Source organism: Nostoc sp. 106C (assembly GCF_002154725.1).
Classification (GTDB): domain Bacteria; phylum Cyanobacteriota; class Cyanobacteriia; order Cyanobacteriales; family Nostocaceae; genus Aulosira.
In genome coordinates, this window is the sequence record NZ_MTAW01000095.1 from 23,368 (window position 1) to 36,662 (window position 13,295).

General features: G+C 39.8%; 6 protein-coding genes and 1 pseudogene. 2 read left to right on the top strand and 5 right to left on the bottom strand.

Annotated features, from left to right (window positions below; all coding sequences use genetic code 11):
- Window positions 1-41: 41 nt before the first annotated feature.
- The 5 genes from BV375_RS11815 to BV375_RS36825 all read right to left on the bottom strand — a co-directional run bounded on the left by BV375_RS11815 (window position 42) and on the right by BV375_RS36825 (window position 12,545).
- Window positions 42-1,859 (bottom strand): ShlB/FhaC/HecB family hemolysin secretion/activation protein, encoded by a 1,818-nt coding sequence (locus BV375_RS11815; protein WP_086760637.1) that lies wholly within the window; start codon window positions 1,857-1,859, stop codon window positions 42-44.
- Window positions 1,860-2,076: 217 nt separating this feature from the next.
- Window positions 2,077-5,610 carry a filamentous hemagglutinin N-terminal domain-containing protein gene (locus BV375_RS11820; RefSeq protein ID WP_086760639.1) on the bottom strand — a complete coding sequence of 1,178 codons (3,534 nt, stop codon included), beginning with the start codon at window positions 5,608-5,610 and terminating at the stop codon, window positions 2,077-2,079.
- Between the two features lie 180 nt (window positions 5,611-5,790).
- A complete protein-coding gene (locus tag BV375_RS11825; protein ID WP_086760641.1) occupies window positions 5,791-10,491 on the bottom strand; it encodes a filamentous hemagglutinin N-terminal domain-containing protein in 4,701 nt (1,566 codons plus the stop codon).
- A 571-nt stretch (window positions 10,492-11,062) separates the two neighbouring features.
- On the bottom strand, window positions 11,063-11,977 hold the full coding sequence (locus BV375_RS11830; protein ID WP_243713918.1) for a DUF928 domain-containing protein: 915 nt from the start codon (window positions 11,975-11,977) through the stop codon (window positions 11,063-11,065).
- Window positions 11,978-12,386: 409 nt separating this feature from the next.
- Window positions 12,387-12,545 carry a hypothetical protein gene (locus BV375_RS36825; protein WP_166507434.1) on the bottom strand — a complete coding sequence of 53 codons (159 nt, stop codon included), beginning with the start codon at window positions 12,543-12,545 and terminating at the stop codon, window positions 12,387-12,389.
- A 27-nt stretch (window positions 12,546-12,572) separates the two neighbouring features.
- Here BV375_RS36825 and BV375_RS38115 point away from each other — a divergent pair.
- A pseudogene (locus BV375_RS38115) lies at window positions 12,573-12,822 on the top strand (hypothetical protein); the annotation flags it as partial.
- Between the two features lie 177 nt (window positions 12,823-12,999).
- Window positions 13,000-13,170, top strand: a complete 171-nt coding sequence (locus BV375_RS35940) for a ssl1498 family light-harvesting-like protein (RefSeq protein ID WP_134075938.1) — start codon at window positions 13,000-13,002, stop codon at window positions 13,168-13,170.
- Window positions 13,171-13,295: the final 125 nt, after the last annotated feature.

The window sequence follows — 13,295 nt, forward strand, 5'->3', positions numbered from 1 at the left end:
ATAAGACAGGAAACAAATGACAAATGACAAATGACTATTAACTAAAATGGTTGAGTATAAATAATAGAAAAATAGAGTCCGTTTTCTTGCCAAGTATTTTTATTAGGAATATCAATACCGAGAGGGATACCCCAATCAAAACGTGCTGTTAAATTGTTTTGTTGCCACAAAAATCCGATTCCAGTTGAGGCGATAGTATCGGGATTAAGAGTAGTTCTCCCTGGTTGAGAAATATTCCAAGCAGTACCAAAATCAATGAATGGTGTAACTTGTAGCAACCCTTGAATTTCTGGCACACGCAACACTGGATAGCGCAATTCCGCAGTCGCTAAAAAGCCATTGTCTGCTAATATTTGGTCTTGACGATAACCCCGAACTGTTGCTTGTCCTCCTAAGCCAATCTGTTCGGAAGCTAATAGGGGTCTATCAGCTAATTGCACATCTGCACGTACTAGAAATAAAGTTTCTGGTGCTAGCAGTCGCACCCATTGCGCCTGTCCGCGCCAAGCAAAGAATTGACCATCCGGTGCATCTTCGTTAATTGTGGCATCTAACGCATCTATGCCTAAACTAAATTGCGATCGCGCCGCGAGTACTTGTTTGCTACTACGCTGAGTCCAGTCTTGAAACAACCGCAATATTGTTGCTTTCGTCTTCCCATTTGCATCTGCACCCACAGAAGGAAATGGCAATCGTTCTCCTACTTGTGCTTCTAAAAAGCCAACATCACTATCTCTGTGGGTAATACTTGCTCCGACTGCAAATTCGGTAGTGGGAGTTTGCACTAATGGTTGGCGAAAGGTAACGCCGTACTCTTGGGAAGTACCTTCAATATCTAAAACATTGAACGGTTCCTCAATTACATTACTGGATGCATAGCTATAGTTAAACTGCAAAGTACCATTGCGGGGATTGATGGGTAATTTATAGCTGAGATCTACACTATTACTGCCATCGGTGTTTGCATAACCAATACTTAATCCATCTCCCAATCCTAATAGATTTGCTTGATTAAGTTGGATTTGTCGTTCAAAACTACCTATGCCTGGTGTGCGGTTATTATCTAAGCTAATTTGAGTGCTAAAGGTTTTTGCTTCAGCGACTTGCACAGATAATACACTCGCACCAGGATTAACACCATTGCCTAATTCCGCAGAGATATTTTTAATTAGCGGATCTAATTGTAATAGTTGCAAAGCTTGCAGTAATTTTTTTAAATTTAAAGGTTTATCTGTAGCTAAGGCTAGGCGACTTCGCACATAGTTAGGATTGAGCCGTTTTGTACCGCGAACCTCAATACTTTCTAAACTACCTTCCACAACTTGAATTTTAACGGCACCACCCTCTGCTTTAAAAGTTTGGTCTGAAGGAATGTATGCACCTGAATTAACGTAACAGGGTAAATCTGAATTTTTATTTTCAGCTTGGCAACCTTTAGTGTAAAGTTCAGTAATTTTATCTGCTGCTTCTAATAGTTGGGTAAAAGTGATGGGTTTGTTGATAAATTCTTTAAGTGCTGCATCTAATTCTTGTTTATTAAAGACAGTGCTACCCACTACCTCAAAACCAGTCACCTGAATTGTTCCAGGTAAATCTCTAGGGACTGTTTCGCTAGTTGCAGGTATGGGAGTAGTTGTAGGTGGAGACTGCAATAATTCTTCAAGATTCGGCAGTTTTGGTATTGTTGGGGTTGGGGGAGTTGGCTGTTCGATTTGGCGGTCTATGTCTTGTACAGGCGGATTAGCTGGAGTTTGTGCTAGTGATTTGAAAATGAGAAAGTTGAATATAAAAAATGTAAATATTAGCCAAGTTATACAATTTGATATTTGAAATTTAGAAGTTTTTTGCGACGAATACATATAAATACAGTTATTTTATTTAGATAGTGAATATAGATTTAAAAAAGGAATCTCACGCAGAGGCGCAGAGACGCAGAGAAGAAATATAAGAGAAGTTTTGACTTGTTACAAACTATTTAGAATGGTTGAAGACATCCTACATAAGGGGTTTTGGTCAGCATTTATCGGCAGTTAATATTCCTGATTACAGTATTTACGCTAGAACTCTCTGTACCTCTTACTTCTTTGCGTCCTTAGCGCCCTTTGCGGTTCGTTTTAAAACCCCTTTAGCAGCACAGTTAGAGGAATTCACCCAAGCAGCAAAAAATTTAGGCGTTTGAGATATCAGCGTAACTTCGCCCTTGTCATTAAATACCCAACCTGTAGCAGGCATAATTAATGCTGTCTTCTGTTTGACAGGAGTTGCAGTAGAAGTTAACGCTGTCTGCTGCGTGGTGTCAGCTCGGATGCGGATATCTTCCCACACCGTATCACTGCTGAGAAATTCATCAGGTTTAGGCGGTAAACCACCACGCCCAACATCAGTAAATGCACTAGCTACTTTTTCATTAACTGCGCTACAGCTTTGGGCAATTTGCTGCGAAGGGTCAGTGGCGTTTATCGGTAAAGAAACAATTCCTTTGCTGGGGTCAATATCTGGGGAACTGATGCTGACTATGCCATTTAACTGCGGATTAGTTTGGGAAATCGCTGTAATATCGTTAGTTGGCAGAAATTGCGGGTCAAGTTTTTCCGGGTCGGTTGTGCCTAATTTCTGCTCAAGTTCTTGTCTAGTCAGCGTTGCTAACCCAATAACTCCTTTGGCATTGATTTCGATAGTTCCGCCGCTACCAGAAAAAGCATTTGCAGAGATATCATTATTTTCGACAGGCGGAGAGACGATAAAGCCTCGATTAAGATCTAGATTAATTGCGATCGCACCCCCATCGCCACCTGCACCTTGTCTACCTGCGGTAGTGGAGACTACACTGTTGCGGCGAAACAGCAATAAATCTTGCAAGTTGAGTGTGATGCTACCACCTTGACCGCTATTGGTGTCGGCGGTAATCTGGGCTTGATTGTCCAGAGTCAAACGATTGGATGTAATGCTGATGCTTCCTGCGACACCTGTTCCTCGACTATCTACAGTGATTCTGGCACTGTCTTTAATTGTGGCTTGCCCTGATGCAACATCAATCGTACCGCCATTACCTGTAGAGTTCGCTTCGGTGTTGGCAAACAGTCCGCTATATTGATTAATCGGGCCGAGGATGCGTCTAATTTCCGCATCATTTTGCGGTAAAACAAAGTTGTAACTACCTTCAAGTTGATCGAGTTGCTCTTTTAATCCATTAAGTTGTTGAGCATAAGTAGGGTCTTGCGCAGCAATTAAAATCTGCTCCAGCCCATTGAAATTATTAATTAAGTTCTTAATTGGTTCGAGTATCTTGCTAATTTCTAGATTATTGACAAGCAGAAGAAAATCGTAGCTATTTTTAAATTGTTCGATTCGTTGTTTTAGTTCATCAAGTAGTAGATTGGAACTAGGATTTTCAAGTAATGCACTTAAATTATTAATCAAGTTAGTAATAGGGTCGAGTATACGTTTAGGTTCTTGGTCGTTTGCAACGAGAAAAGCATTGTAGATAGCTTTTAGGATATCAAGTCGGTTTTTAAGTTCATTAAGTCGTTGTTCGTATTCATAATTTTGTCCAGCAATCGTAATATTATTGTTTGCACTAATTTTGATACTACCAGCTACTCCACTTCTATAGGCATTAGTGATAATTTGTCCTCCAGTTGTAAGCTCAAGATTATTTACATCAATATCGATATTGCCACCGCTATTGCTACTTTTAGAAGGAGCACTCAAAACACCTCCATCGCTAATAGTTAAATTTCCAGTTTTAATAGTGATACTTCCACCAGAACCAGCATCTGATTTTTCACTTTCAGTATTCACAGATAATCCACTAGAAAATCTAATCAAAGGTGCTGCTCCAGAGATAGTAACAGAAGCAGCAGCTTGGTCTTCATCTTTAAGAGGATTAATATTAATGTTGCCACCATTGCCACTACCAAAAGTTTCAGCATTGATTCTAGCTCCCTCTGTTAGAGAAAGAGACTGTGTTTTGATATTGATATTACCTGCATTGCCACTGCCAAAAGTTTGAGCATCTATTCTTGATATGTCGCTCAAAGATAATGACTGAGAAATGATATTTAAATTACCTGCATTACCACTGCCAAAAGTTGTAGCTTGGATCAGCGATTCATTACTAAAAGAAAGTTCCTGAGCCTTGATATTTACATTGCCTGCATTTCCTTGCAAATAAGTTCTCGCATTTAAAATAGAATTATCTGTAAAAGATACTGTTTTATCTGCCGTAATATAGACATTACCGCTATCTCCCGAACCTAAGGTACTAGCATTTAAAATAGAGTTATTTGTTAGAAATAAAGAGTCAGTATTTATATTAATATCACCCCCTCCCGCACCTTCTTGATTAGATAAATTTTGTATAGATACGGTAATTTTATTAGTACCAGTGTTGATACTACTGTCAGAAAGTGAGACCGCACCGCCAGTTGTGTTAACAGTTATGCTCCCTGCTTTTCCAGTTCCTTCAGTATTAGCTAATAGAGAACTTTGATTGTTCAGAGACACGGAACTAGCCTCAATATTAATGTTTCCTCCCTTCCCTGAACTATAAGTTGTAGTTTCCAGATTACTGTTAGTTATCAATAAATCTCCCAGAGATTTAACTACTATATTGCCAACATCATTACCATCCACAAAATTACTATTATTGATTTGAGAGTCTTTAATGGTGACTTTTTGTGGAGAAAAGTCTGTAGATTCTGAGCTTCCAATCAATATTTTGCCAAGATTCCCGGTACTAGAAATTTGACTTGCATTCTCAATTCGGATTTCTTGACGCGCATTAATAGCTATCTCTCCTGCATAGCCAGAGCCAATATTACTGGTATTCAAATTAGAGCCATTTAAGTAGACAGAACCAGCAGTTGAGTTGATGCTGATGCGATTAAAGTCATTATTATTAGAATTGCTAGAGGTTTTGATATTACCTACATAAATATCACCAGGGGCTTCAATAGTTACATCTCCACCCGCCTGTAACTTACCTTGTAAGTCAAGATTGCTACCTACCAGAGTCAAATCTTGTCCAACGCTTAAATCCCCAGTATTGCTAATACTTCCTGACTGATTGACACCAAACTGCAACCCCGGACGCAAGCTGACTGTGAGTAATGGGGCTTTTTGAGGATTTGTGGCGCTAAACTTCAGGCCATTTTCAAATACAAAGCTATTGGCTGTCGTCGCCAAAAACGAACCTGCAACATCTAAGCGAACATTGGAACCAAAAATAATACCATGAGGATTGAGGAAGAACAGATTTGCTCTACCATCGACACCTAAAGTACCGAAAATCTTTGAAGGGTCGCTACCTGTAACGCGAGTGAAGATGTTTTCAATACCTGCGGGATTGGCAAAGTAGACTCGTTGTCCATCACCAATATTGAATTGCAAGAAACTCTGGAATAAATTGACACCTCTAGTAGCACCGCCTTCAATTAAGATTGCAGGTAATCCCTGAACGTTGGCATTTGGTGTAAGTTTTGTACTTTCTGCCCCTAATGTACCATCTGGGAGAATTTGAGCGCGTACTGAATTTGTCAATGCAGTAGTCATTGCTAATAGAATTACCAACCTCAATTGCCATAAATGTTGCCGATTAGCTCGAATCATCTCAGTATTGTGCCGGGAGTCTTAGCTTGGCTTATTTATACGGAATTAATCTATAAACTAAGTAGATTTTTGGATAAAAAGTATCCAACATTCTACTCATCCCTAGGGCAAATGGCGAGGATTGTGATATTTTATTGCTATTGATGCTGAGTTCCAGACTTTAGCCCTGATTACTTGCTGTCATTGGCTTTTAGCAGCACAGTTAGAGGAATTCACCCAAGTCGCAGAAGACTTCGGCGTATAAGATATCAGCGTGACTTCGCCCTTGTCATTAAATACCCAACCTGTCGCAGGCATAATTAATGCTGCCTTCTGTTTACCAGGGGTTGCATTAGAAGTTAAAGCCTGCTGTGTATTGCTAGCCCGGATGCGGATATCTTCCCAAACATTATCGCTGCTGAGAAATTCATCAGGTTTAGGTGGTAAACCACCACGTCCAGCATCAGTAAATGCACTAGCTACTTTTTCATTAACTGCGCTACAGCTTTGCGCTATCTGCTGCGAAGGATCGGTGGCGTTTATCGGTAAAGAAACAATTCCTTTGCTGGGGTCAATATCTGGGGAACTGATACTGACTATGCCATTTAACTGCGGATTAGTTTGGGAAATCGCTGTAATATCGTTAGTTGGCAGAAATTGCGGGTCAAGTTTTTCCGGGTCGGTTGTGCCTAATTTCTGCTCAAGTTCTTGTCTAGTCAGGGTTGCTAACCCAATTACGCCTTTAGCATTGATTTCGATGGTTCCGCCGCTACCAGAAAAAGCATTTGCAGAGATATCATTATTTTCGACAGCAGGGGAGACAATAAAGCCTCGATTAAGATCTAGATTAATTGCGATCGCACCCCCATCGCCACCTGCACCTTGTCTACCTGCGGTAGTGGAGACTACACTGTTGCGGCGAAACAGCAATAAATCTTGCAAGTTGAGTGTGATGCTACCACCTTGACCGCTATTGGTGTCGGCGGTAATCTTGGCTTGATTATCTAGAGTCAGACGATTAGCACTCATGCTAATACTACCTGCGACACCTGTTCCCTGGCTATCTACAGTAATTTTTGCATCATCTTTAATGGTGACTTGCTGGGATTCAACATTAATCGTACCGCCATTGCCAGTAGAGTTAGCTTCTGTATTGGCGAACAATCCACTATATTGATTAATCGAGCCGAGGATACGTTTAATTTCGCTATCATTTTGCGGGACAACAAAATCGTAGGTATCTTTAATTGAATTGAATTGATTTTTTAGTTCATTCAATCGTTGATCGTATGTCAAATCTTGACCAGCGATCGCAACATTATCTGTTGCATTAATTTTGATGTTACCAGCTTGTCCACTTCTATAGGTATTAGTAACAATTTGTCCACCGCCTGCAATATCAAGATTATTGACATTAACGTTGATATTGCCACCGTTACCGCTACTTTTAGAAGAAGCGCTCAAAACAGCACCATCCTTAATATTTAAATTACCAGTATTAATAGTTATATTGCCACCAGGCCCCGCATCTAGTTGTTCGCTTTCGGTATTAACAAAGAATCCGCTAGAAAGTCCATTTAAAGTTGATGCACCAGATATGGTAACAGAAGCAGCAGATTGTTCTTGAGAATTAAGAGGATTAATAGTAATATTGCCACCTTTACCACTAGCAAAAGTATCGGCATTGATTCTCGAACCATCTGTTAAAGAAAGGGACTGTGTTTGTATATTGGCATTACCGGCATTACCACTACCAAAAGTTTGAGCATCGATTCTTGATGTATCGCTTAAGGTCAATAACTGAGTGTTTATCTCCAGATTACCTGCATTACCAATGTCAAAAGTTTCGGCTTGAATTAGCGATTTATTACTGAAAGAAAGCTCCTGAGTTTTGATATTAATATTGCCAGCATTTCCAGTGGAATAAGTTCTCGCATTTAAAATAGAACTGTCTATAAAAGATACTGTTTTATCTGCTGTAATATAGACGTTACCACCGTTTCCTGAACCAAAAGTGCTAGCATTTAAAAGAGAGTTTTTTGTTAATAGAAAAGAATTAGCAGTGATATTAATATCACCACCACCCTGACCTTCTTTTCTTTCTACATTTTGGGGGTCTGTGGGAAGTAGCCCATCGCTACCAGTGTTGATACTGCTTTCAGAAAGCGATACTGCACCACCAGTTGTGTTAACAGTTACGCTTCCGGCTTTTCCACTTCCTTGAGTATTAGCCAATAGAGAACTTTGATTACTCAAAGATACTGAGTTAGCCTTAACGCTAATATTTCCTCCGTTCCCTGAACCATAAGTTGCAGTTTCTAGATTACTGCTAGTGAGAAATAAGCCTCCAAGAGATTGAACTATTATATTTCCTGCATCTTTAGTGAGGATATTTTCTCGATTATTACCTTCTACTAAGTTGATAGCGGTCAAGAAAGTGTGGTCAAGTGTGACTTTATTAGGAATGATTGGCTGCTCATCAAGAGTATTCCCAATTAAGATATTTCCAAAATAGCCATTACTAAAAATTCCCTGATTTAGACTGTCATCAGTAGCAAAATTGTCAATCAGAGAAATCTCATTTAGTGCATTAATAATTATATTTCCAGCATAACCGCCACCTGTATTAGTTGTACTCACCCTTGACTGATCCACCTGTACCGAGCCTTGATTGGCAGTAATTTGAATATAGCCAGGTAAAAAGTAGGTATTGGAATCATTAGGATTAATAACTAAGCTATTACTTTCACTAGTTATTTGGCTGTCATTAATAGAGATATCTTTTTGACTAGCATGAATCTCAACAGATCCAGCTTCTCCTAAGCCATTATTATCTGTTTTTAGAGTAGCTGCTTTTAGGGATATTGCACCAGCTTCAATACTAATATTACCTGCATCACCTGTACCACTTAAGACATCGCTATTTAGCCAAGAATCGAAAATATTCACTGTACTGGGAGAGAAGTTGGCATATTCTGATTTGCCAATGAAAATTCTGCCATAATTTCCACTACTAGAAATTTGAGTTTGATTCTCCAACCTGACTTCGTTACGAGCACTAATATTTATATCTCCAGCATAGCCTGAACTAGCATTGTTAGTATCCAGATGAGACCCATTTAAGTAGACAGAACCATTCGTGGATTTTATATTTATGCTGCTAAATTCTTTACCATTTGAACTATTAGCTCCATCCGTGAAATAGCTAGAGGCTGTTATATTACCTAAATAAAGATCACCAGGAGCTTCAATAGTTATATCTCCAGCAAATCCATTGGGTGTTGCCGATACAATATCTGCTAATCTTGTATCAATTCCTCCATTTTTACTAATGAGGGTAATATTACCTCCATTGCCGCTGCTAGTGTCATGTAAATTTGAAAGCAGTGAACCATTAATACTAATATTATTATTAGCAAGGAATAGGATATTATTATTACTGTCAACACCTAGAGAAATATCAATTACTCCATTAGTTGCGATGTCACCTCGTGAATCAATGGTGACATCACCGAAATCCCAAATTGAACCAGCTTTTATATTGCCTAGTAATTGATTCGGAGCATACTGATTAGTTAAAAGAATTTTGCCTTTTACAGGTTCACCAGTGCCAGAATAATTTAAATTGACAATACTACCGATATTTATATCTGCACTTGAAGTTGGTGCGTTAGGGTTAACCATACCAATCACACCAGGAATAGGATTTGGTGTTAGTCTTGGGGTTCTAAAAGCAGTAGTTCCGGCGCGAATATCTAATGTCGGTTCTCCTCCACCATTAATAGCAACAGAATTCGTGCCATTAGGTAGGCTGGTTGATAGCGGCACATTTTCTGTGATTGAGTTCGCAGGGTTAGTTGTATCTGCACCTGTAATAGTAATACTGCCAATATTTACAGAACCCCCTGCTAATATGTGCAAAGAGGCTCCTTGATAGCTATTGAAACTCACATCTCCGCTAGCGCGAATGATGGGATCACCAGGGCTGGAAAGATTTCCTAAATTACCATCTAGTTGCTCAATGCGAAAATTGCCACCAGCCCAGTAGTGAGCATCTCCGGCTACGGTGTTGGGACTGCGCAACAGCATATCGCTACCAGAGAACAAGCCACTTTCGGGGTGATTGAGGGCAAAGATATCGACAGCGCGATCGCCTTGTACAATTAACTGAGCACCTGCGGAGGCAATGAATGGATTTGCAGCGGTATCTCTTACTTTGACTGTATCTTGAGCTTGTAATGTTAAATCTCTACCTGCTTGTAAGCTACCTTGTAAGTCGAGATTGCCACCTACTAGAGTCAAATCTTGCCCGACGCTTAAATTCGCAGTATTGCTGATACTTCCCGTTTGATTTACGCCAAACTGTAACCCCGGACGCAAACTGACTGTTAGTAATGGTGCTGCTTCGGGATTGGTGGTGCTAAATTTTAAGCCATTTTCAAATATAAAGCTATTGGCTGTCGTCGCCAAAAATGAACCTGCAACATCTAAGCGGGCATTGGGGCCAAAAACAATACCATTAGGATTAAGGAAAAATAAATTTGCTCTGCCATCTACACCCAAAGTACCGAAAATCTTTGAGGGATCGCTACCTGTAACGCGAGTCAAAATATTTTCAATACCTGCGGGATTGGCAAAGTATACTCGTTGTCCATCACCCACGTTAAATTGTAAGAAACTCTGGAATAGATTTATACCTCTGGTAGCTCCGCCTTCAATTAAGGTTGCAGGTAATCCTTGAACATTGGCATTTGGTGTCAGTTTTGTACTTTCTGTACCTAATGTGCTGTCTGGGACAATTTGAGCACGCACAGAATTCGTCAATGTGGCAATCACGCCACTTATGGCTAATAAAATTACCAACCTCAATTTCCATAACTGTTGGCGAGGAGCTTGAACCATGTCAGTATTGCCCTTGGATACTTTGGTATTTCAGGTATACACGATGAAAAACGAAATTAAGTAGATTTTTGGAGAAAAATCATCCAACATTCTATTCATCCACCAAGACAACTGGCGAGGTTGATAATTTTATTACTGCTCTACGAAAAAAGATATGAATTTCAAATTTTGTGAAGTGCGTAGGCGTAGCCCGTCGTAGACATCGCAGCTATAGAGGTTTGCGGTTAAGTTACCAAGTTCAGATAAAGACTTGTGATTGCAGCGTAGCGGCTTTTTGTTCGCTGAAAGAGTTCCGCCAACGCAATGACATTTTATAAGCGGTATAGCGAACTTAATATAAGTCCTAAAGACATGAAAAAACCCGGTTTATTTTGAGAAACCGGGCGTGTTAACTAATACAAAATTGAAAAAAGAATGCAACACATCGATAAAACCCCTCCCCAACCCTCCCTCGAAGTTTGCTCAATGGGGGGAACCCCCGCACGCAAATTCTCTCCGCCTGCGGGCAGGGTGCCCGATAGGGCGGGTGGGGTACTGTCGCAAACATTTTTTGAATCGTAAAATTATTGATTTATTTCTGGGCAGTACAACATGGCAATAGGGGCTTATCTGTCACCTCTTCAAGGTTTACTGATTTCAACAAATCTGCCCAATATTGTTGAACTTCTGGATTGGTCGGATTCTCACGCCGTAAATCAGCTAAAATGCTGAGTGCGTTCTCCCAAAAGCCAGCTGTTGCATACAGAACTGCACGATCTAAAGGTTTTGGAGTCTCTTGTATCTGCTCTGCAATGTTTTCGTCCTGCATAAGTTCAATTTTGCCTTCTAGATACACGTCTAGATCGCGGCTGTTAGGATCGCAAATCATTGAAAAAGTCCAAGTATATTCTTTGTCGGCTTTTAAAGATGGTTGCTTAGCAGGCAAGGTTACACTAACAATTCCAGCCTGCTCAATTGGTTGGAAAGTTTCTTTGTATAACGGATCGGTATTCTCGTCATCTCGCAAAGCAAATTCTAGCCCTGCTAGTGTTTGAGAAGTTTTAGGAATGTAGAAAAAGAATGTTGGATGGTCCTTTGTGGTATGTTGAGCTTCTTTGTTTGTGGGAATTAAAGGAATAGCAACCTCTGCATTCTGAAAGCACGCTCCCCTCGATGCTGCTGATCTTACTCTACCTGGTTTTCCCGGCACAAAACCAATCAAACTCCTGCGTCCCTGAAGATAACCTGTAACATTTCTAATTGCCGCAGTAGCATATCTATCTCCAGGGCGTATTTGCGCTGCTTGCTGAAATAACCCCAAAGCTTTGCGGTAGTTTCGCTGTCTGGTTGCAGTGTAGCCAGACCGCATATATTGGTCATAAGCAGACTTCGCTTGTGCCAATTGGAAAATTGGATTTGCTGCTAAAAGTTTGGTTGTGCTAATAGCACTACAAGGTAGGCATACTAAAACAGTCAACAAATAACTTATCCACAATTTAAGTTTCATAATATTTATATCTGCTGGTACTACTGTACTCAGTTTCTAATACAGTCAAAGCTTTTTTCTATAACAATTTCCCGAAACGCAATCCTAATAACCTTAAAAACTTCATGTTAAAAACCTTGAAGATATGTATCTCCACATAGATATACATACTTGTGTTAGACAGGGCATAACAATTACTAGTTCCCATTTAAATTGTTTCTAATGAACAAAGTCTTCTCCAGCCGACGCAGAAAGATTTTTAAACTGTTTAAGTAGGCAGAAAAAACAGCTTTTAATTACTAAGTACATTATTTAATAAGTTCGTAAATAATTAAATTTAGAACTACTCTGCATTTTTCTGCGTTTAAAAAGGCTACGAAGTTGGTAAGTATTTATTCTGAAGTAAGATGCTTTCCTTAATTGCAAATAGCTAGATTCCTTTAAATCCCATACTGCCTTCTACTTGCTGTTTAACCTGTGTAGAACTCAACTTACCAGATGCGATTCTGCGAGAAGTTTGACGTTGAATACCAAGTTGGCTGAGGAATATACCAGCTAAAATCAAGCTACCACCAAGATATTGAGCCATAGTAGGGGCTTCATTTAATTTTAAAAAAAAGATTCTACAGGATTAACTGCTCAATAAAAAATTGAATTTCTCGGAAAGCATAAAGGTGAGTTTGGTAGTGGTGACGCCTTACATCGTTACTTTTTTGGTGATCTAGAGCCAATTGCTGTACAGCCTGGTGGTTAACCTTTACAACAAAACCGATGATGTCACGATCGCTTACTGTACAACCTACGATGTGGTTGTCGCGATCAAAAAAGGCAAGGTAACTAAGTTTGCAGCCAGCGAAGTAAAGTAAACCCCACATTCCAGTTAGCATCGGGCTTTCGGTGGCAGGCGTAGCATCGCCTGTCACACCCATACTGATAAGCTTTATTTATTAATACTATCCACAATTATTTGTCAAGCTGTGTTGACTTATTGTAACAATATTGTTAAATTTATTTACATAAGTTAACAAGCAAGAGAAAAAATTATGTATACCACTGTTAATGAAGACGGCGTTCTCAATAACTACCCAACCGAACCCCAGATGTACTATGCTGAGTACCCTGCAATTTGGGAACAACGCAAATATCTTTTACAAGGTGCATTTGCTACATTACTTGTCACCACTATCGTCTTGGTTGGCTTGAGTGTTAGCTAAGATTCTTTGATTTCGGTATCAGTAGCTCTCATGGTCATTTAACCTCTTCCTCATTACCTCGGCGACAAACCGAGGTTTTTTGTTGCTGTGGAGATATGGTTTTCAATGTGAGTGCGATCGCTGTC